This window comes from Streptosporangium subroseum, from assembly GCF_900188345.1.
Lineage (GTDB): Bacteria > Actinomycetota > Actinomycetes > Streptosporangiales > Streptosporangiaceae > Streptosporangium > Streptosporangium subroseum.
This window is the reverse complement of sequence record NZ_FZOD01000006.1, coordinates 210,968-231,205: the sequence shown is the minus strand read 5'-3', so window position 1 is coordinate 231,205 and position 20,238 is coordinate 210,968. Positions and strand designations below refer to the sequence as shown.

Sequence of the window (20,238 nt, the reverse complement as noted above, 5' to 3'; positions counted from 1 at the left end):
AAATCGAGGAGGGGGGTCGGGCCGCCCGACCCCCCTCCTCACATCACCGGGCATGCGGGCCCCGCACCGCTTCAAAACGGCTCCCACTTGGCTGCTCATGCCAAGTGGGAGCCGTTTTGAAATGGATCGCCATTTCCCTGTCTGGTGGGTGCAATGACCTGCTGCGAACCTGAGTGATCTCCGCTGAGGAGGGGAAGACGTTCCGCGTACGCTCCGAATCTTGGTTTGCGTCAGGGGCAAGGCCGTCATCCACTTCTCGCCCGAGCGGACGTGGGCGGCTTTCCGCGCCGCGATGTCGCTCCCAGGACCACCTCGCGACGTTCCGTAGCGGAGCATCAACCTGTCCTGAGCAGAGGGGAACACCGGTCATGACGGCAAACGATCACAAAGATGCCGGAGAGCAGACCGACCAGCCGTTCGGCACGCTGGAGCTGGTGCACGCCTTCGAGGAAGGCCCGATGCCGACCGGCGTCACGGTGTCGCACACCGGCCGGATCTTCGTCAACTACCCGCTCTGGGGCGACGACGTCGCCGCCACCGTGGCCGAGCTGCGCGACGGCGAGGCCGTGCCGTTCCCGGATCAGGCGTGGAATGCCAGGTCCGGTGACCTGTCCAAGCGGCTGGTGTCGGTGCAGAGCGTGGTGGTCGATCCGGCCGACCGTCTGTGGATCGTGGACACCGGCAGTCCGCTGTTCACACCGACCGAACCGGGCGGCCCCAAGCTGGTCTGCGTGGACCTGCGGAGCGACACCGTGGTTCGGGTCATCACCTTCGAACGCGACGTGGCGCCGAGCACCTCCTATCTCAACGACGTCCGCTTCGACCTGCGCAAGGCGACCGAGGGCGTCGCCTACCTCACCGACTCCTCCGGCAACGGCCCCAACGCCATCGTCGTGGTGGACCTGGCGACCGGACAGGCGTGGCGGCGACTGAACGACCATCCCAGCACCAAGGCCGAGAGCCCGCCCGCCTACCTGCCGATCGTCGAGGGCCGCGTCTTCATGGAACGCCCTCAGGACGGTCCGCCCAAGCCCGTCCTGATGGGCGCCGACGGCATCGCCATCTCGGCCGACGGCAAGCGGCTGTTCTACTGCCCGCTCATGTCACGGCACCTGTACAGCGTGTCGGCCGACGCCCTGACCGACCGCTCGGTCAGCGAGAGGGAGGTGGCGGCCACCGTCGTGGACGAGGGAGACAAGGGCGGATCGGCCGACGGCCTGGAAACCGACGACGCCGGACGCGTCTACATCACGAACTGGGAGCACAACGCCATCATGCGCCGCCTCCCTGACGGAACCTTCGAGACGCTCGTGCACGACCCGAGGCTGCTGTGGCCCGACACCATGTCGGTCGCCCGGCAGCACCTTTACGTCACCTCCAACCAGCTCCACCGGCAGGCGGCCTACCAGAACGGGCAAGACCTGCGCCGCTATCCCTACGCGCTGTTTCGTACACCGATCGACGCCGGCCCCGTCCGGCTGCTCTGAACAAGGAAGATCCGCCGTCGTAGAGGAGGATCAGCCCGTCAGGCCGGCCGGGTCGGGGCGGTATCCGATGGGTCTACCAGGTGTCCCAGTGGATCACCTGGTCAGGTTCCGGGCGGGCAGCCGGGCGGAAGTCGGTGCCCTTGGTGTAGGCGAGCGGCGTCAGCACCGCCTGCGCGACGGTGTCGTACGGGATGCCGAGGATCTCGGCGACCTCCTGCTCATAGACCAGGTGCATCGACGTCCAGGCGGTGCCGAGCCCGCGCGCCCGGGCCGCCAGCATGAAGCTCCACGTCCCCGGCAGAACGTTGCCGATCCCCGCGACGGCCGAGGCTCGGTCCCTGCCCTCGTTGCAGCCGAGCACCAGCACGGGAGCCTCTCCCATGTGCTCGCCCAGGTAGTCGGCCGAGCTCGCCACCCGGCTCTGGATCCGGTCACGCTCGGCGTCACCGGTCGGCCTGCCGGGGTAGCCGGGCGAGGCCTTGTATTTGGCGTACACCCGCCCGTACACGTCACCGATCGCGCGTCGTTTCTCCTCGTCCTGGACCACGACGAACCGCATGGTCACCAGGTTCGATCCCGACGGCGCCTGCAACGCCATCGCCACACACTCTCTGATCAGCTCGTCGGGAACCGGGCGCGTGAAGTCGAGACGCTTGCGCACCGCGCGGGTGGTGGAGAGCAACTGGTCTGAGTTGAGGCCAAGCAATGTCATACCGACGAGCTTATTGATCCACGCCGAGTAATCGGCCCTGCGGGCTGCCGGAAGGACCAGTTGTTCCCGGGCGACGCGACTGCGGACCGGTCCGTACTCATGGGATTCCTTTCAGGAAGGCAAGGGGAATCGGCGCCGGAGCAGCGGGCCCCGGCGCTGTCGGCTGGTGTGGTTACCGGCGTCGGGTGGCGCGCACGACGACATCCTGGAGGGGAGCCGCTCGGCCTCCGTGGCCGGTGAGCGTGCGGAGGCGCTCTTCGGCGGTGACGATCTCCCACTCCGCGCCGTCCAGGCGCGCGGTGATGGCCGCGGAGGTGACCGACGCTTCGGCGGGAGGGTGGTGCCCGTGGCCGGGAGAGTCCGGGGTGTGCAGGTGCCCCACGATGAGCAGCGTGCCGCCGGGAGCCACCCATCCGGCGATGCGGTCGTAGAACTCCAGCTGGGGCATCGCCGGGTGGGCGTAGTGGGTCATGACCAGGTCGAACTGCGCGTCCGGGCTCCAGGCGCTCAGATCCGCCTCAACCCACTGCAAGCGCTCGGGGGCCCCGCTCGCCACCGCGCGCTCGGCGGCGCGAGCAAGGGCCGCAGGCGAGATGTCGGCCGCGGTGACGTGCCAGCCGTGGGAGGCAAGCCAGATCGCCTCGGCACCGCCGCCGCACCCCGCGTCCAGTGCCGTGCCCGGTGTCAGACCGCTGGTCTCACGAGCGAGGTACGGGTTCGGCGGGTTGCCGCCCATGGACCCGGTGTCCCCATCTCGTCTCTGTGTCCAGTGCCGCTCCCAGAAGTCCTTGTCGAATCCGTGCGTCACAGGTCGTCCTCCTTGTTTGCGATGATCTCTCCGCCTGGCCGGTGACCTCGTCGCGGCCACGTGCCGGCGGCTCCGCCGTGCTCACCCGCGCCGACGGATTCGTGCACCCCATCTGCGGGCGCGTTCCTCATGGTGCTGACAGAGAAAGCAGATGTGCAAACCTCGTTGCCGAATGGCAAAATGGAGGGGTGGACGAAGCCATTGATCGCACTCTTGACGCTGTCGGACCGAGGTTGAAACGCCTTCGGCTGCATCGCGACGTCACGCTCGCCGACCTCGCGGAGGAGACCGGCATCTCCACCAGCACCCTGTCCCGGCTCGAGGCGGGCCTGCGACGTCCCACGCTTGAGCAGCTGCTTCCGCTTGCTCGTGCCTACGGGGTCACACTCGACGAGCTCGTCGACGCGCCGCCGACCGGCGACCCCCGCGTCAATCTGCGTCCCATCCCCTGCGGCGACGGCTCGACCATCCTGCCGCTGACCCGCAGGGCCGGAGGAATCCAGGCCTACAAGTTCGTCCTCCCGACCGGCGATGACGACGCCGAACCCGACCTGCGCACCCACGAGGGCTACGACTGGGCCTATGTCCTCAACGGAACGCTCCGCCTTGTACTCGGGGAGCACGACCTCATCCTCAAGCCCGGGGAGGCCGCGGAGTTCGACACGCGCACCCCGCACTGGTTCGGGGCCACCAGCGCCGGTCCCGTCGAGTTTCTGAGCCTCATCGGGAAACAGGGCGAACGCGCGCACGTCCGTGCGGCACCGAGACAAGGCCCGGCCGAGTAAAAAAGCTCAGAGACCGGACAGCCCGGATCACAAAGAGCCAAGGGCAACACTGCCGGAACCTTCTGAACCCGTCAACGATTCTCCATGCGCCCGTCGATGCACCTCATCGCCCCTGATGCCTCGCCGTGAGGAGACAGTTGATGATCCAAGATCATGTCTCTTGTGGGACGCCGCTGGGATGAACTTCTCTCCGTCCAGGACGCCACCTTTCACGTGACGTATGAGACGGCGGCGGGGTGACCCGCATCCCGTGCATTCTCCAGTACACCTGCGGCGGCACCAACCAGCAGTGGCAGTGGATCGCCACCGGCGGCCACTACCAGCTCAAAGCCCGCCACAGCTGCAAGTGCCTGGACATCGTCAACGCATCCACGGCCGACGGAGCCGACATCCAGCAGTACACCTGCGGCGGCGGCACCAACCAGCAGTGGACCCGCAGCCAATCCTGAGCCGTGGGCTCCGCACGAGCACCGGGAGCGGACGACGCGCTCACAGTGTCCGCTCCCGACCTCTCCTTCTCCACCGGCATCGACGGGCCCGCACCGGACCGATCCGAACCGCTCCCTCCCCACCTTCCGCATCACCGGCTGAACCGAGCCTCGAGTGGTCGCATCCGGTGCGTGATCAGACGGAGGTCACGCCGAGAAGCGGGCGACCCACTCGCGGGCTCCGGGAAGGATCTCCTCCACCGGCGCCACCTGCGGATACCAGGTGCGCTCCCATTCCAGGGAGACCCATCCCCCGAAACCACGCAGCAGATCGCCGCACTCGTCGAGGGGAACCCCGCCCTCCCACATCGGCACCGGAGTCGTGTCGGTGGCCGAGATCGCGTCCTTGACCTGCACGTATGCCAGGTGCTCGCCCAGCGCCTCCAGGGTCCGGGCGGGCTCCTCGCCATGACGCCACGGGTGCAGCACGTCCCACAGCGCACCCGCCGCCTCGGGCACGCCCGCCGCATCCAGCAGCCGGCCGACCGCCGCACCGGTCGGCATCGCGTCATGGGTCTCCACCAGCACCCGGACCCCGGACTCCGCGCACAGGCCCGCGACCGCGCGCAGCCGCCGCGCCCCCGCCTCGACGTCCTGCCCACCGGGGAACACCCGCACAGCGGGAGCACCCAGGTCGGCGGCGAGCAACAGGTCCTCCCGCAGCGCCCGCACGACGGGCTCGTCCGGGCCGGCCACGGCGATCCTGACGTACCCGGCAAGAGCCGAGATCTCCAGCCGGGCGACCTCGGCCGGGAGATCGGCGGTGGAGGATGCGGGACTCCGGCCGCCACCGGACTCGGGCCCGGCCTGTACGCCACCGGACCCAGGCCCGGTCTGTGCGCCACCGGCGGAGAACGCCGGGTTCTGAGCATCTCCGGGGCGAGTGCCCGGTGCTCCGCCGACGGTCGCGCGGATCGCCGCTCGCCGCTGCGCGGAGAGCCCGGCGTGCACCCCTGTGTCGGGGTGAAGACGGAGTTCAAGCCCGGCGCACCCGTACTCCACGGCCGTCGCGATGGCCTCGTCCAGGCTCTGCCCCGGCATGCCGAGCGTGCTGAACGCCAACCTCATCAAGGTGCCCTTCCTCCGCTGAGCCGCTCCGGTGGACCAACCACCCTGGAAAGCGCTTCCCGAAAAGCTCATCATAGGGTTCGTGCTGTTGTCCCAGAACGCTACGTGAACCTCGGCAGACCTGTGGGGCCGGCAGGTCTGCCGTCGGGTGTACCCGGGCGGCCTCGGCCAGCACGGCCATGACCGGGCGCGGCTCGACATGCGTACGGCGCATCAGCAACGCGAGCTGCCGGCCCACCGTCTCGGCCGGCAGCCCGCCCCTGGCCGCCATCCGCACCAGCAGCGAGGCGGCCTCCGGATTCCGCGCGGCCACGATTTGGGCCAGGACGATCGCCGTCGCGTCACCGGCGGGTCCGTCTGCGTCGATCAGCCCCCGCACGCACGCCGGGTAGACACCGAGGTGCGGCAGGTAGTTGACGGCCACGACCTCCCGGTGCGAGGGCAGGATCGCCGGCCACCAGCACATCGCCTGGCCGTGCTCGTCCCAGCTCCAGTGCAGCGGCTCACGGAGCAGCTCGTCGAGGAGATCGTGCCCGGTGGGCGCGGCCCGCAGCACCGGCTTGAGGCGGAGCTCCCAGACGCGGTACCCCGGTTCGCGCTCGTCGTAGAAATAGTCCGTGGCGCCCTCCAGGTAGGCCCACCTCAGGCCCGCTTCCGGGTCGGGCAGCCCTTCCCCGGCCATCCATTCGGCGGCGGTGGCGGCGGCCCGCGAGCCGAGCCCGGCCGCCCGCGCGGCCGCGCGGCCGCGCCGGGGTGCGCGCCCCTGGGCAGCCGCAGCAGCGCCTGCAGCAGGTCGGCGGAGAGCGGCTCGACAGCGGCCGCCGCGCACGCCGCCAGCCGATCCACGAGCACGTCCGGATCGAGGTGGCCGCTCAGCGCCGTGGGCGTGGCCAGCAGCACGGGCGGCAGCGTGCCCTCCCGCAGCGCCAGATAGAGCTCACTGAACCGGTGCAGCAGGAAGAAGTGCGGCCGCGAGACCTGGTCAGGCTGCGGGAGCCGGTTCCTGCGACGGAACTCCGCCGACTCCTCCGGTGGCCCAGGCTCTTCCGGCTCCTGTGGCCTCCCGGGTTCTTCGGCTTCATGCGCTATCTCCTCGTCGGTGTCCGGTACGGCCATGACGTGCACCCGGAAGCTCGCCCCCGCCCACGGATCGACGGGTTCGGGCTCGGGCAGCCCGGGGTCGGAGCCGGGCGTGATCAGCTCCCTGGCCAGGCCGGCGATCCACTTGCCGGGGTCAAGCCAGCGGGTGTACTGGAACAGGTCGGGGTAGGCGCCGCCGAACTCGGCTACCAGCGTCCGACGCAGCTCCTCGCGATCACCGGCGGCCTGCGCGACGAACGCCGCCAGCCACCGCTCGCCCTCCGTCCACTCGTACACGCTCCATCCCAGCCGCACGGTGGGCTCCGGGAACGGCTCGGGCACGAAGGGCGTGAGCGGCGGCGGGGTGAATATCTCGTTTCTCCGGTTCCGCCACGTCACCGCCGAACACGGCGGCGACCCGCGACCCGAGGGCCGCCGGGAGTAGGGGCACGGCCTCGGCGAGGATCTGCCCGGCCGGGGCGAGGGTGATGGCGTGCCGGAGCGCGAGGCGGGCGGCCCGCCCCTGGACCTCGTACGAGGCGTGCCCGAACGCCGCCGCCAGCGCGGGTGCCGCCTCGGTCGCGGGCGGCATCTCCTCCTCCAGCCAGCGCAGGCCCGCCAGGGCCAGTTTGGCCTCCGGGCGGAAGGTCAGCGCGCCGATGGCCTCGGCCACGTCGGCGCTCTCGTGAGGGCCGACGAGCCGGAGCTGCGCGAGCGCCAGCTCGGCGACCGTGCCCGGGGCGGCGGGCAGCAGCCGCAGGTAGTCGCGTGTCCGCGCGGCGACCTCCTGCGGCGTCGGGTCCAGCATTCGGTGCAGCCGGACAAAAAAGCGCAGGCCGGCGGCGTCCCCGCCGCGCAGGAAGCGGCGCAGGCAACCGTCGAGCAGGTCCGCTCGCGAGACCCGTCCGGCTAGCTGCAACCGCCCGATCAGGGCCAGCCAGCGGGTGGGCCGGGGTTCGAGCCGCTCCTCGCGCAGTATGCGCCCGACACCCTCGGCCTCGAAGATCCGCGGCAGCAGCGGGCCGATCAGTGGGTCGTCGGCACTCGGCCGTCCCCTGAGCCAGGCGCTCACGAGCGGGTCGTGCTCAGGCGGTGTGGCGCCGCAGGCCCGCAGCAGCGCCAGCGCGAGCGGGGCGTTGCGATCGTCGGCCGTGCGGATCCGCCCGGCCAGCCGGGCGGCCGCGTCGGCCTGCCAGGCGGCGGGGCGGACGGTCAGCACGCGGAGCACCTCGTCCGTCCCGCTCTGGGGGCCGGTGAACTCGCGGCGGGTCAGCCAGGTGACCGCGGCCGCGGCCCCGGACAGGGTGCCGGCGCCCGCGACGCGCAGTGCCTCGCCGTACCCGCCGATCCCGTCGCCGGACTCCGGATCCCCCTCGTCCCACTCCGTCTCGTTCCCCTCGCCCTCGTCGTCCAGGTCGAGCATCCACCGCCTCATGGCGCGGCGGTCGGCGGCCTCGCGCAGTTCCTTGCGCAGCTCTGGCAGCCGACGCGCCACCTCGGCGCGCCGGTCCTCGCTCAGGCCGAGCACGTGGTCGGCAAGGTCGCGGGTTCTGCGGGCGGTGACAAGGTCGCGGACCCGGTCATAGTCCGTCGGGGAGTCGGAGATCACGGTCATGGACGGCATCCTAAAGATCAACTCCGACAAATTCGGGCACCGCTCCTGATCGCGACTCGCGACGATCCCCAGCGAGCAAGTCGTCCCTGGGACCAGGAGGACATCACCCCGGCGGGTTGCCGGGAGGACCACCGCGCTCGCCATCGGCGCCTCGGGCTCGGCCGTGGGGCGGTGTTCCTGAGCAGGGGCTGAAACACTTTTGGAGGTTCCGGACACCCAATGAGGTGTTCCAGCACCTTTTCGGCTAGTACTCCAGTGACACTTTGGGATCATGGTTGGTCGACACGCGTTTCGATGACGTTCCGCGCGGACTTCTCCTGAGCGTCGAGAAGCTTGTCACCGTGCTCAGTCGCCCAACGTCCGAGGGCCTTCATCGGGCCGTCGACCAGGCTCTGTCCCAAGCCTGTCAGGGCGTACTCGACACGCGGCGGGGCTTCGGCATGTGCGCGGCGGTCGATCAGCCCGTTTGCAAGCAGGCGATGCAACGCATCCGTCAACACCTTGTCACTGATGCCGCCGATGGCGTCGCGCAGTTCGCGCCGTCGGCGCGGCCCAGAGGCAAGAGCCGCCAGGACCACAGAATCCCACATGTGGGCGAACAGATCGGTGGCCGCACGCACACGGCAATCCGCCACGAACTCGTCTCGATCCATGTCCTGATCGCTCCTCTCGCCGAAGCATAATCGCCTGTTCGTTACACACCGATCGGTGCGTAACGGCTTCTCTACCGTGACCACCAGACGATCGTCGCTTGACGCGAGTGCGCGAGTGCATGAGAGGGGTACGCGGATGCGCATCGGAATTTTGGGCACGGGAATGCTGGCGGCGGCACTCGGCGAGGGCTGGGCCCGCGCCGGACATGAGCTGACCGTCGCCGGGCGATCTCCGGCCAAGGCGCAGGAGCTCGCTGATCGGCTGGGTTGCAGGGCGCGCGCCGTCACGCCGCGCCAGGCCATCGCGGATCGCGATGCCGTGCTGCTCGCGGTGTCATGGCAGGGCGCCGAGGACATGCTGCGCAGCGCGGGCGCAGCTGACGGCTCGCTGGAGGGAACTGCGTTGATCGATCCGACGAACGCCGTCGAGCACGGCGTGGGCGTGGTGCTGACCGGACCCGGCGAGGCGATGGCGCAGCGGATCGCCAGGCTGTCTCCGGGCGCGCACGTCGTGAAAGCCTTCCACATGTTTCCCTCCAATCAGTGGACGGGGTCTCGCGCCACTGGCGAACCCCCTGTCACGGTGGCGATGTGCGGTGACGATCCGGAAGCGTTGCGCGTTGTCGGCGAACTGGTCCGTGATGTCGGCGGAGTCCCGGCCGTGCTGGGGTCGCTGGATCGCGTTCGCCAGCTTGAGGAGGTCGCGGGTTTCGTTATCGGGCTGGCCTTCGCCGGTACCGACCCCAACTCCGCCATCCCATGCGTCCCATCAGCGGCTGTGTGATATCCGCGCTGACACTCGCGATCTTGGCGTGGTGGTCGCATGATGAAGGCCAACACGTGATCATTTGGAGTCTGTGAAGACATCTAAAGATCGCGTGATGGCCGTGGCCGGCAGCGTAGATCCTGACGGCTGGATGGTCACCTTCAATGACCTGATGAGCCGGATCGCCGGCCACTTCGGACGGGTCGAACCCCGTCGTGCGGCCACCGCCTACGTTCGTGGCCTACTGTCCGACATCGACCGGAAGAACTGCTGGAGCCTGGCCGAACAGGCCAGGCTCGCCGGCCCGCAGGCCATGCAGCGCCTGCTGCGCAGCGCACGATGGGATGCCGCGGCCGTCCGCGATGACGTGCGCGATTATGTGATCGAGCACCTGGGCGATACCGGTGTGCTGATCGTGGACGAGACGGGCTTCATCAAGAAAGGCACCGGCTCGGCAGGAGTTCAACGCCAGTACACCGGAACCGCAGGAAAGATCGAAAACAGTCAGGTGGGCGTTTTCCTTGCCTATGCCACCACTCGGGGACGAGCGCTGATCGACCGGCGCCTATACCTGCCGCAACAATCATGGCTGGCCGATCCCGGCCGGTGCCGGGCCGCTGCGGTTCCCGGCGATGTCACCTTCGCCACCAAACCCGCCCTGGCCGCGCAGATGATCGCCGCTGCGCTGGAGTCCGGGGTGGGCGCCCGCTGGGTGAGCGGTGATGAGGTCTACGGTCAAGACCCGAAGCTGCGTGCGTTCCTGGAGGAGCAGCGGCTGGGGTACGTCCTGGCCATCGCCGGGAACCGACGGGTGGTCCTGGATGGGTCCGACCAGACGGCCGAGCAGATCGCCGCCGCAGCAGCGGATCGGCACTGGCACCGCTACAGCGCCGGCAACGGTGCCAAGGGGCCACGCATCTACGCCTGGGCCTGGGCCCGCATCGACACCCATGAGTCCGGCTACCGCTGGCTGCTGATTCGCCGCAATCTCACCACCGGCGAGCAGGCCTTCTACCGCTGTTACGCACCCACCCCTCAGCCGCTGCTCAGGCTGGTACGCATCGCAGGGATCCGGTGGGCGGTGGAGGAGTCCTTCCAAGCTGCCAAAGGTCAGGTCGGACTGGACCACTATCGAGTTCGCACCTGGACCGGCTGGCACCGGCACATCACCCTGGCCATGCTCGCACTGGCATTCCTCGCCGCCCTCACCGCAGGCCAATCCGACAGCGACGAGGAACACGTCCCACTCACCATGCCTGAGATCCGGCGTCTGCTGGCCGTACTCGTGCTCGCCCTGCCCCGCCGGGTCGAGGAGGTCCTGCACTGGTCACGGTGGCGACGGCACCATCAAGCCACCGCCCGCCGATGCCACTACCAGCGCAGACGCCAACCATGATCCCAAAGTGTCACTGGAGTACTAGGAGATACCTGTGCAGGATCCACGCGTACCCCCCGGCGCGCGAGATCGTTTCGAGGCGCTCTACCTCGCCTGCTATCCGGCGGTCCATCGCTACGCGCTGCGCCGCACCGACTCGGTCGACGACGTCGCCGATGTGATCGCGGAAACCTTCCTCACCGCGTGGCGACGGCTGGATGACGTTCCCGAGGGGGACGCCACCCTGCTGTGGCTGTACGGTGCGGCCCGGCGCGTCCTGACCAACCACCGGCGCGGGCAGTCAACCAGCTCAACGAGATCGGCCGCCGCCGGGTGCATGAGCCGGCCGCGCCCGCTTCGAAGGCCATCCGACCCACAGCCACCTCAATAGAACGAATTCAAAAAGAGTTACCCGGTTTACTGGACAATCCCCGCACGCTATGGCCTGGTCGAGCGAATAATCTATGGCCGGCGAGAAACATGATTAGCATTGAGACATCTATCTCGTTGTGTGAAGCGGAATTTCATGCCCTTGCCAGTGGAGTCGACCCGCTGCCGACCCCGCTGACCTGGGATAGGACATCTTGGACGGCAGAACGAGTGCGTGACCTCAGCCGGCGAAGACGGCCGTTTCGGCTTTTCCAGCGGATGCGGGCGACTTGTATGGGGTCGAGCGTTTGCGACAGGCCGTTAAAGTCAAATTCATGGAATTGAATTTTCAGGCGGCCGAAGAACTCGCGGCTGCCTTGCGCGCCGGTGAAGTGAGTTCGGCGGAACTGACCGACGAGGCGATCGCCCGTATCGAGCGGGACGACAAGGTGATCAACGCGATTTGCGTGCCGGACTTCGACCGTGCGCGGGCCGCCGCGCGCGATGCTGACCAGGCGCGCGCCCGCGGCGAGGACCGGCCGCTGCTCGGCATTCCGGTGACGGTCAAGGAGTCCTACAACATCGCCGGACTGCCCACGACCTGGGGCATGCCGCCGCACCGGAGCTACATGCCGGCCGAGGACGCGGTACAGGTGTCGCGGCTCAAGGCCGCGGGAGCGGTGGTGCTCGGTAAGACCAATGTTCCGTTGGGGCTGCAAGATATCCAGAGCTTCAACGAGATCTACGGCACCACCAACAACCCGTGGGATCACGGTCGCACACCGGGTGGCTCCTCCGGCGGATCAGCGGCGGCTCTGGCGTCCGGGTTCGGCGCGCTGTCCATTGGCTCCGACATCGCCGGCTCGCTGCGCACCCCCGCGCATTTCTGCGGCGTCTACGCGCACAAGCCGACGCTCGGACTGGCGGCGAACCGCGGTATGGTCCCGCCGTCCGAGCCGGCATTGCCGGCCGACCTCGACCTCGCCGTCGTCGGTCCGATGGCGCGCACCGCCCGCGACCTCACGCTTCTGCTCGACGTCATGGCCGGACCGGACCCGCTGACGCTCGGCGTGGCGCACCGTTTGGCACTGCCGCCCGCCCGCCACGAGCGGCTCTGTGATTTCCGGGTCTTGGTCCTCGACGAGCATCCGCTCATTCCGACCGGGTCCGCCGTGCGGGCGGGTGTGAACCGGGTGGCCGACGCGCTCGTCGACGGCGGCGCCCGCGTCGGACGGCGCAGTCCGCTGCTGCCCGATCTGACCGAAGCCGCGACGCTCTACATGCGGTTGCTGATTTCGGGCTCCGTTGCGCGTTTTCCCATCGAATCGCACGAGCAGCTGCGGACCCGCGCCGCCGGACTGAGCGCGGACGACCAGAGTCTCGACGCCGTACGGCTGCGCGCCATGGTGTTCAGCCACCGCGACTGGATGGAGGCGAACAACCGCCGCGAGGTCCACCGCCACGGCTGGCGGCAGCTGTTCGCCGAGTTCGACGCCGTGGTGTGCCCGATCACGCCGACGCCCGCGTTCCCGCACGACCACAGCCCCAATCCGTTGGAACGGCGCATCGACATCGACGGCGTCGAGTACCCGTACTTCGACCAGCTCGTCTGGGCCGGCCTGGCCACCATGCCCGGCCTGCCCGCCACCGCCATACCAGCGGGCCGGTCCCCCGAGGGCCTACCGGTGGGAGTGCAGCTCATCGGTCCGATGTTCGAGGACCGCACCCCGCTGCGGCTGGCCGAACTGCTCGAGCAGAAGATCGGCGGCTTCCACGCACCGAAATAGAGCATATCGCCGGGTATCCGTCGAGGACGAGGTGTGGATCAGTCTCCTCCCGACACAGGAAATCCACGGTGCCGGCCGTCCGGCGCCTCCCGATGATTCTCGGCGGCGATGTCGTCGCCCGGCTCTTCACCGTGGTGCCGCGCCAGGGGTGCGTTCCAGGCGTGCCCAGTTGGCCAGGCGTACGAGCTGCGGGTGGACGAGGTAGGCGTCGTAGAGGCGGACGGCGTAGCCGGGCAGGTCTTCAGCTGTCAGCGGTGCGGCGTCGAGGATGCCTTCGACCTGGTCGGTGAGGACGGCGTCGAGGTTCTGGACGCCTACACCGAGACCAAGACCGTCATGGTCCACCTGTGACCTCCACACCGATACCCCATCGCATCCCTGTCCGCAGGGCATGACGCACCGGTCCGGTGGCCGAGCCCTCGGCCCGGCCACCGGACCGGCCAGGAGACAACAGTGCAGGAGAAGACAGTGCAGGAAACGATCCGCCAGGCCCTGGCCCTCACCCGCCGCTCCACCGCACGCGAACGGACCGTCGACATCACCACCACCGGCCGCCGCACCGGCCGGCCCCGCCGCATCGAAATCTGGTTCTACCGTGTCGGTGAGACCAACTACCTCAGCGCTACGGCGTATCGGCCGAGGTGTCCCCGTCCGTCGCGCGGCCGAGAGTGCGGTCGAAGACGTTCAGGAGGAGGTAGAGCACGCCTGCGCCGAGCATGATCCAGGCGAGGTGGTGCATGCCGCCGGTGTCCGCGCGCTGCCCGAAGGAGGCGGCCGCCGTGGAGGAGGCGACCATCGAGCCGATGTAGGCGAAGGTGCGCAGCAGGCCGGCCGAGGAGGCGATGCGCTCGGGATCGGCCTGGAAGTAGACGGAGTTCTGCAGGCCCAGGCTGTTCAGTCCCTGGGGGACGCCGAAGATCAGGGCGACGAGAACCAGCATCCACACGGGGCTGTCCCCGGTGAGCGTCAGCATCACCGCACAGGCGACAACCTGCCCGAGCGCGCCGACGAGCAGCTTGCCGCGCACGCCCTTGCTCCGCCCGGAGACGATCGAGACGCCGATGGCCACCAGGAACATGGGGATCTGCACCAGCCCGGCGTGGAAGGGCGAGAGTCCGAAACCCTCCTCCGTCCACTGGGTGAACCCGTAGAGGAAGGCGTAGGCGACGACGTAGGCGACCAGCGCGCGCCCGTAGGTGACCAGCAGCGGCGTGTTGCCGCCCAGCACCCGCAGGTCGATGAACGGGATGGGGGCCCGTAGCTCCCACGCCGCGAACGCGGCGCTCGCGGCGGCGGCGATCACCAGCAGGTACCAGTCGCGCAGGTGCAGGTTCATCAGGAACAGCAGCAGCGAGATGAGCGTCACGGCGAACAGCGCCATGCCGGGCAGGTCGAGCTGGGCGGCGAGGCGCCCACGTTGCTCCGGCTCCCCCGCACCGGCCTCCTTCGTGCGGGCCTCCTTGGGCAGCCGGAGCAGTCCCAGCAGCACGGCCGCGACGGCCAGCGGAACGTTCAGCGCGCAGGTCGCGCGCCAGCCGCCCAGCCCGATCAGCAGGCCGCCCAGCAGGGGGCCGATCACGGCGATGGTCTGGTTGGCGACGGCCAGGGCGGTCAGCACCCCGCCGGGACTGTCCTGCCCGGTGCGCCTGGCCTCGCTGCGCAGCAGCGCCATCGCGGCGGGATAGCCGGCGCAGGTGCCGAACCCGAGCAGGACCCGCGAGGCGATCAGCACTCCCAGGTTCGGCGCCAGGGTGCCGATGACACCGGCGACCCCGACAAGGCTCGTGCTGACGAGGAAGAGCCTGCGCGGCCCGAAGACGTCGATGAGCCGGCCCACGACAGGCTGCCCGAGAGCGGTGGCCAGGTAGAGGGCCGAGACCAGCCACGCGGTCTGCGAGGGCGGCGCGCCCAACGCGTCGCCGATGGGTACGAGCGTGACCGCGATGATCGTCGAGTTGATCGGGTTCAGGACCGAGCCCAGCAGCATCGGCGGCAGCAGCCGCCGGTCGAAGCCCGCCGTCGCCGTCCTGCCTCGCCTCTCCGCTTTCTGATCAGTCATGGGTGAGGCGCTCCAGTACGGCCATGGCGGCGATCACGGCCCGCCGTTCCTCCTCCGTGCACCTCTCCTGTAACTCACCGGCGAGCCATTCCTGCCGGGCCTGCCGTCCCTCCTCCACCCGCCGGTGCCCCTCCGCGGTCAACGCGATCAGCAGACGGCGCCCGTCATCGGGGTCGGGCCGCCGTTCCACCAGCCCCAAGGCGGTCAGCGACGCGACCGTCGCCGTCATCGACTGGTGGCGCACTCCCTCGGCGGAGGCAAGCTCGCTGGCCGTGACGCCTTGCTTGCCGGACAGGCGAGTCAGAACGGACGCCTGCCCAAAAGTGATGTCCTCGGCTTCGGCGGCGTTCAGGATGCGGCGCCGCAGGCGGCCGATGACCGTACGGACCTCTCGCGAAGCCTGAACCGCCGAGGGAGACAGACGCGGGCTCTCATTCATGCGCTCCACACTAGAACCCGCAGTCCGAGTTGTACAGTTTCATCTGTACAGTTTGGACTGTGTGATGAACCCCACCCCGCGGACCGTTTCAGGCGTCCGGTCACGCGCCGTCGGTGGCGCCCTTGTCGCGCGGAGGCCGCCAGGCGGGCCAGGGAGCTGGAAGGAGCGATGGCACGTCGATGCGGTGGTGAACGAACTCGCCGTACGGTTTCAGCACCGACGCGTCGCCGATGTCGAACCGCTCGGCGAGGCCGTCGACAACCTCCGCCGGGTCTATCGGGTCAGTTCGCGCAGGACTGCCGAGGCGACGGCCGCGTCGAGTGCGCCGACACCGGTCAGGTCCACGACGGTGATCGCGTCGTCCGGCCGCTCGGCGGGCTTTTCGAGCAGGAGGCCGACGGGAGTGTCGTCGGTGGCGGTGACGGCTCCGGCGCGAACGGCGTGTCCGAAGTCGCCGTGGTGCAGGCACTGGTCGTGGTCGTCGGTCGCGATCAGTGCCGCACGGCCGAAGAGCGCCGGGGGGAGCTCGTTCTTGTGGGGCATGTCGGCGCCGATCCCGGTCACGTGCGCGCCGTCCCGGACGTGGGCGGACTCCAGCACCGGGGCCGACGCGGGGGTGGTGGTGACGACCATGTCCGCGCCCGCGGCTTCTTCGGCGGAGGCGGGCCGGGCGTGCTGCCCGCGCGCGGTGAGCTCCTCGCACAGCGCCCGGGCTCTGTCCCAGCTACGTCCGTGGACGAGTATCGCGGCGATCGGGCGGAGCCTGGCGAGCCATTCGACCTGGAGACGGGCCTGCTCTCCGGTGCCGAAGACGGCCAGGGTCGTCGCGTCGGGGCGGGCCATCGCGTGGGTGATCAGCGCGCCGGCGGCGGCGGTGCGCCAGGCGGTGAGCAGGCCCCGGTCATCGAGGATCGCGCGGACCTGACCGGTCTGGGCGCTGATGACGCAGACCAGACCGTGGTTGGTGGGCAGGCCGGCTGCGGGGTTGCCGTAGAAGCCGGTTGCGATCTTGACGGTGAAGTCGGGGTCGCCCGTGACCCAACCCGCCTTGACGTGGCAGTCCCCGTCGGTGTCGGGGAACCGCAGGTGCAGCGGTGGCGGCACGGTGGTGCGGCCGTGGGCGTGGGCGATCAAGGACTCTCGGACGGCTTCGAAGACCAGGTCCGCGGTGGCCGCCCGTTCGATGGCGGCGGTGTCGAAGACGGGCATGCTCATCGCTGTGCTCTCATCCACTGCGCGAAGGCGGCCAGGCCCTCCTCGGGGTTGGCGCGGCCGATGCCGATACGGAAGCGGTCGGTGGGGGTCGGGGTGAGTTCGGAGTGGTAGATGCCGGCGGGCAGCAGCAGGACGCCGGACTCCTCCACCAGGCGGGTGCAGAGCCGCTCCACGCCTTCCGGGCCGAGGTAGCGGGGGTAGGCGACGCAGCCGCCGTCCGGTGCCCGCCACTCGAAGACGTCCGCGAACTCGGCGAAGAACGCGTCGAAGGCCGGCAGGTTCGCCGCGATCAGGGCCCGGTTGCGGTCCAGGATCATCTTCCGGGCCTTGATCGCGATACGGGCCAGAACCTCGCTGGGGGCGGAATTGCAGATGGTGGTGTAGTGCTTGGCCCGCTCCAGCCGGGACAGCAGGTCCCGGTCGCGGCAGGTGATCCAGCCGATCCTCAGGCCCGGCAGGCCCAGGGACTTGGAGGTCACGTTCAGCGACAGGGCCCGCTCGGACAGGTCAGCGGCCTGCGGCAGGGTGCGAGCGGGATCGCGCTCCAGTCCGCGGTAGACCTCGTCGCTGAACAGGTGGATGCCCTGCTCGTCGCACAGCCGCGCCAGCTCGGCGAAGTCGGCGGTGTCGATGATCTTGCCGGTGGGGTTGTTGGGAAAGTTCACCGACACCACCCGGGTGTTCGGCCGGATCGCCGCCTTGATCTGGTCGAGGTCCAGGGCCCAATCACGATCCGGGTCGAGGGCGACGCCGGTGACCTCGCACAGTGCGAGCGGCACGGTCTCGGCCGCCTGGTAGTTCGGGGTCACCACCACCGCGTGGTCGCCCGCGTCCAGCAGGACGTTCATCGCGAGGTACAGGGCCTCCTCGGCGCCCGCGAAGCAGATGACGTCGGCGGCGTCCGCCCGCTCGTAGGACTGGGCGATCGCCTCGCGCAGGGCGGGGTCGCCGTAGGTCTCGGTGTATCCCAGGGACAGGTTCTCGAACGCGGCCCGGTCCTGGTCGTCGGCCAGGGCAAGCAGCTCGGTGAGCGTCATGGTCTGGGCGTCGGAGGCGGTCAGGTGGTGGCGCGCGGTGAACTCCCATCGGGAGAAGTACGTTTCCAACCGGAAGTCGGGCAGGCGGGTCATGACGTCTGGTCCTTTGCGTTTGCTGCTCTGAGCTCGGCCAGCAGGCCGTAGAGGGTCGATCGGGAGACCCGCAGGGCGCCGGCGACGACGGGAGTGGCACGGCGCACGGCGAAGACCTTGGCCTCGTCCAGGTCGGCGAGGACGGCCAGGCGGTCCTGGCGGGTCAGACGCTCCACCGGACGGCCGCACTCGCGCACGTACGCGCCGACGATGTGCTGGACACGCTCGCTCCAGTCCTGCTCGAACAGCGGCTCCGGGCGGGGCACGGTCGGTGCGCCGAACGCGGACAGCACCGCCGCTGCCTGCTCCAGCGGCGTGCGGTCGAGATTGACGCACAGCACCGCCGAAGCCTTCCCCGCCTCGTCACGCAAGACCGCGCTGACCGATGACAGGCGCCGACCGTCCGCGAGCAGCTTCTCGTACGGCCCGAACACATCCCGAGCCGACGGATCGAGGGTGTCCAGCTCGCCCAGTAGCGACGGATCCCCGGGTCCGCGCGAGCTCATCGAATTCCAGATGGCCAAGATCCGGTCGGTATCCGGATCGTGAAGCACCACCTCGGCGTACGGACCAAGCAGCAGCGCCACGGCCTGGCAGGCCGGTGCCCACATCCGCACCCGAGCGTCGACGCCCTCCCCCGCAGATCCCATGCGTTGGACTTTATGTCCATATTGGACGATACGTCCAGCCCTCAGGTGCGCCGGTTTTATGAGTGATCGAGCTCGACGATCGAGTGCCTACAAAGATCTCCGACTGTGACGCTCCTGTGCGGCAAGGGGTTGCCGTGACCGCCTTGCCGCACAGGAGCACCGGTATCCGTCCCGTTCGCGCGATCCTTGGCCGGGCGTCGGGTGACGCTCCAGGACCCGAGCGGTTGCGGGTCAGCGGTCGATCAGTTCGCGGTGGGCCCGCCCAGGGTTCAGCCCGCCTTCACCGCGCTCGTGGTCATGGGCAGGCAGGGCGGCGTTTGGAACGTCACGCCGTCCAGGAAGTTGCCGGCCGTCGGGGTGCCTCCCGCGGCCGACACCGACTCGAAGGCGAATCGGGTGGTGGTCTGCCCCGGAGGTACGACGTACACCCCGGTGTAGTGGCGCCAGGCGGTGTTGTCGTCGGAGATGTCCGGGGAGGAGGCTCCGGCGGGGACCTGCGCCACGGTCGCGCCCGGTGCGCCGATGAGCACCCGCATCACGTCGGTACCGAGGCGGCCTCGGTGATACAGCGACCAGGTCATCGGCGTTCCCGGAACGGTGGGAACGTTCTGGTAGAGCGTGGAGACCTGGTTGGCGTTGAGTTCGGCGAACTGCTGGCCGTCGGCCGCCGGGGGCCCGCTGGTGCCGCCACGCCAGAGCTCCAGCTTGTTGTCGGTGGCGGTGGTGTGCCAGCCGGTGCCCGGGTTGACGGAGGCGTCGGGGATGGACCAGTCGACCGTGGCCACGGGCGGTGCCTCGAAGCTGCCGTTGACCAGGTTGACCGGAGCGTAGGCGCAGGTGACGGTGACCGTGACCGTGGCGGTGCTGGTTCCGCAGGCGGTGGTGATGGTGTAGGCGAAGGAGTCGGTGCCGCTGAGGCCCGCGGCGGGGGTGTAGACCACGGTGGCGCCGGAGATCGTCGCGGTGCCGTGGGCGGGCTGGGTGACGCTGCTGATCGCCGGCGCGGTCGCGGTGTCGTTGGCCAGGACGGGCACGCTGACGGCGGTGTCCTGCTGGGTGGTGGCGGTGTCGCCGACGGCCGTGGTGGGTGAGATGGACTGTCCGTTGACGATCTGGATCGGGGGTGCGGGCGTGTTGTTTCCGAGCTGGCCCGGGGAGGCGATGACGCTGCTGATCCCGGTCGGCCGGATGGTCATGCTGCCCCCGACGGTGCCCTGCCTGACCTGGAAGGTGATGACCTTCGCAGGCGGGTCGGTCTTGGTGCCCGATGAGGGGATCGTCAGGGTGTTGCCGCTGATGGTGCCGGCTCCGGACTGGCTGACGACATCGGCGTTGGCCAGCAGGGACGACAGGTCCCACGTGGTGGTGTAGCTCCTGACCAGCAGCGGCCACTGGGCCGTGCGGTGCCCCAGCGTGATGGTGAAGGTGCCGCCCGGCGCGATCTGTCCGCCCCACAGGGGTGGGGCGGTGTCGACCGGAACCGACCCGCTGCCCAGCTGCATGCCGAGTACGTTCTTCCAGTAGTAGCTGACGGGGTAGGTCGCCTGCCCCTGCCGGACACAGGGCGTGACGGCGGCTCGCGTGACGGCCTGCCGTACACCGCCGGCGGCGTGTTCGTCGGCGGCGGCCGCCACCGGCGTTCCCGGTACGGCCAGCAATGCCAAGAGTGCGCAGGCGGACGCGGTGAGCGCGGATCTGGATCGTTGTGACACCAACGCTGAACTCCCATTTCTGTCGTGGGGATGTCCTCGT

The 20,238-nt window shown here is 69.5% G+C and carries 21 protein-coding genes; 7 read left to right on the top strand and 14 right to left on the bottom strand.

Annotated features, from left to right (window positions below):
- The first annotated feature begins 368 nt into the window (after positions 1-368).
- Positions 369-1,487 (top strand): L-dopachrome tautomerase-related protein, encoded by a 1,119-nt coding sequence (locus tag CHC08_RS09010; RefSeq protein ID WP_089206717.1) that lies wholly within the window; start codon positions 369-371, stop codon positions 1,485-1,487.
- A 73-nt stretch (positions 1,488-1,560) separates the two neighbouring features.
- Here the strand turns inward: CHC08_RS09010 and CHC08_RS09005 are convergent, their stop codons facing one another.
- Together CHC08_RS09005 and CHC08_RS09000 are read right to left on the bottom strand one after the other, a co-directional pair.
- Positions 1,561-2,199, bottom strand: coding sequence for a nitroreductase family protein (locus CHC08_RS09005; protein ID WP_089206716.1), 639 nt, complete (start codon positions 2,197-2,199; stop codon positions 1,561-1,563).
- A gap of 172 nt (positions 2,200-2,371) precedes the next feature.
- A complete protein-coding gene (locus CHC08_RS09000; protein ID WP_089206715.1) occupies positions 2,372-3,007 on the bottom strand; it encodes a class I SAM-dependent methyltransferase in 636 nt (211 codons plus the stop codon).
- 233 nt (positions 3,008-3,240) lie between these two features.
- On the opposite strand from CHC08_RS09000, the gene CHC08_RS08995 reads away from it, so the two are divergent.
- Both CHC08_RS08995 and CHC08_RS08990 read left to right on the top strand, forming a co-directional pair.
- Complete coding sequence (locus CHC08_RS08995; protein WP_420823562.1) at positions 3,241-3,792, top strand: helix-turn-helix domain-containing protein; 552 nt, start codon at positions 3,241-3,243, stop codon at positions 3,790-3,792.
- Positions 3,793-4,028: 236 nt separating this feature from the next.
- Positions 4,029-4,241, top strand: coding sequence for an RICIN domain-containing protein (locus CHC08_RS08990; protein ID WP_089206713.1), 213 nt, complete (start codon positions 4,029-4,031; stop codon positions 4,239-4,241).
- 186 nt (positions 4,242-4,427) lie between these two features.
- Here CHC08_RS08990 and CHC08_RS08985 read toward each other — a convergent pair whose 3' ends face one another.
- From CHC08_RS08985 to CHC08_RS08965, 5 genes are all read right to left on the bottom strand, one after another.
- On the bottom strand, positions 4,428-5,348 hold the full coding sequence (locus tag CHC08_RS08985) for a sugar phosphate isomerase/epimerase family protein (protein WP_245878219.1): 921 nt from the start codon (positions 5,346-5,348) through the stop codon (positions 4,428-4,430).
- Positions 5,257-6,030, bottom strand: a complete 774-nt coding sequence (locus CHC08_RS08980; protein ID WP_089206712.1) for a hypothetical protein — start codon at positions 6,028-6,030, stop codon at positions 5,257-5,259. The genes CHC08_RS08985 and CHC08_RS08980 overlap by 92 nt, the downstream gene beginning before the upstream one ends.
- The gene (locus CHC08_RS08975) at positions 5,991-6,725 is read right to left on the bottom strand and encodes a hypothetical protein (protein WP_089206711.1); all 735 of its coding nucleotides are present in this window, start codon (positions 6,723-6,725) and stop codon (positions 5,991-5,993) included. The genes CHC08_RS08980 and CHC08_RS08975 overlap by 40 nt, the downstream gene beginning before the upstream one ends.
- Positions 6,664-8,043, bottom strand: coding sequence for a hypothetical protein (locus CHC08_RS08970; RefSeq protein ID WP_089206710.1), 1,380 nt, complete (start codon positions 8,041-8,043; stop codon positions 6,664-6,666). The genes CHC08_RS08975 and CHC08_RS08970 overlap by 62 nt, the downstream gene beginning before the upstream one ends.
- Before the next feature lie 269 nt (positions 8,044-8,312).
- Positions 8,313-8,696 carry a winged helix-turn-helix transcriptional regulator gene (locus tag CHC08_RS08965; RefSeq protein WP_089206709.1) on the bottom strand — a complete coding sequence of 128 codons (384 nt, stop codon included), beginning with the start codon at positions 8,694-8,696 and terminating at the stop codon, positions 8,313-8,315.
- A gap of 136 nt (positions 8,697-8,832) precedes the next feature.
- Here CHC08_RS08965 and CHC08_RS08960 point away from each other — a divergent pair, with 136 nt between their 5' ends.
- The 4 genes from CHC08_RS08960 (at position 8,833) to CHC08_RS08945 (ending at position 12,993) form a co-directional block, all read left to right on the top strand.
- Positions 8,833-9,480 (top strand): NADPH-dependent F420 reductase, encoded by a 648-nt coding sequence (locus CHC08_RS08960; protein WP_089206708.1) that lies wholly within the window; start codon positions 8,833-8,835, stop codon positions 9,478-9,480.
- 97 nt (positions 9,481-9,577) lie between these two features.
- Entirely contained in the window at positions 9,578-10,858 is a 1,281-nt protein-coding gene (locus tag CHC08_RS08955; protein ID WP_420823561.1) for an IS701 family transposase, read from the top strand.
- A gap of 34 nt (positions 10,859-10,892) precedes the next feature.
- Positions 10,893-11,228 (top strand): RNA polymerase sigma factor, encoded by a 336-nt coding sequence (locus CHC08_RS08950; RefSeq protein WP_089206707.1) that lies wholly within the window; start codon positions 10,893-10,895, stop codon positions 11,226-11,228.
- 313 nt (positions 11,229-11,541) lie between these two features.
- The gene (locus CHC08_RS08945; RefSeq protein ID WP_089206706.1) at positions 11,542-12,993 is read left to right on the top strand and encodes an amidase; all 1,452 of its coding nucleotides are present in this window, start codon (positions 11,542-11,544) and stop codon (positions 12,991-12,993) included.
- 126 nt (positions 12,994-13,119) lie between these two features.
- On the opposite strand, the gene CHC08_RS49385 is transcribed toward CHC08_RS08945, so the two are convergent.
- The 7 genes from CHC08_RS49385 to CHC08_RS08905 all read right to left on the bottom strand — a co-directional run bounded on the left by CHC08_RS49385 (position 13,120) and on the right by CHC08_RS08905 (position 20,198).
- Complete coding sequence (locus tag CHC08_RS49385) at positions 13,120-13,338, bottom strand: hypothetical protein (protein WP_245878218.1); 219 nt, start codon at positions 13,336-13,338, stop codon at positions 13,120-13,122.
- A 277-nt stretch (positions 13,339-13,615) separates the two neighbouring features.
- Positions 13,616-15,052, bottom strand: a complete 1,437-nt coding sequence (locus CHC08_RS08930) for an MFS transporter (protein WP_218825182.1) — start codon at positions 15,050-15,052, stop codon at positions 13,616-13,618.
- Entirely contained in the window at positions 15,045-15,491 is a 447-nt protein-coding gene (locus CHC08_RS08925) for a MarR family winged helix-turn-helix transcriptional regulator (RefSeq protein WP_089206795.1), read from the bottom strand. The genes CHC08_RS08930 and CHC08_RS08925 overlap by 8 nt, the downstream gene beginning before the upstream one ends.
- A gap of 273 nt (positions 15,492-15,764) precedes the next feature.
- On the bottom strand, positions 15,765-16,706 hold the full coding sequence (locus tag CHC08_RS08920) for an ornithine cyclodeaminase family protein (RefSeq protein WP_089206705.1): 942 nt from the start codon (positions 16,704-16,706) through the stop codon (positions 15,765-15,767).
- Positions 16,703-17,836 (bottom strand): aminotransferase class I/II-fold pyridoxal phosphate-dependent enzyme, encoded by a 1,134-nt coding sequence (locus CHC08_RS08915; RefSeq protein ID WP_089206704.1) that lies wholly within the window; start codon positions 17,834-17,836, stop codon positions 16,703-16,705. Before CHC08_RS08915 ends, CHC08_RS08920 begins: the two co-directional genes overlap by 4 nt.
- On the bottom strand, positions 17,833-18,486 hold the full coding sequence (locus CHC08_RS08910; protein WP_089206703.1) for a helix-turn-helix transcriptional regulator: 654 nt from the start codon (positions 18,484-18,486) through the stop codon (positions 17,833-17,835). The genes CHC08_RS08915 and CHC08_RS08910 overlap by 4 nt, the downstream gene beginning before the upstream one ends.
- A gap of 269 nt (positions 18,487-18,755) precedes the next feature.
- Positions 18,756-20,198 carry an Ig-like domain-containing protein gene (locus tag CHC08_RS08905; RefSeq protein ID WP_143653147.1) on the bottom strand — a complete coding sequence of 481 codons (1,443 nt, stop codon included), beginning with the start codon at positions 20,196-20,198 and terminating at the stop codon, positions 18,756-18,758.
- Positions 20,199-20,238 lie beyond the last annotated feature (40 nt).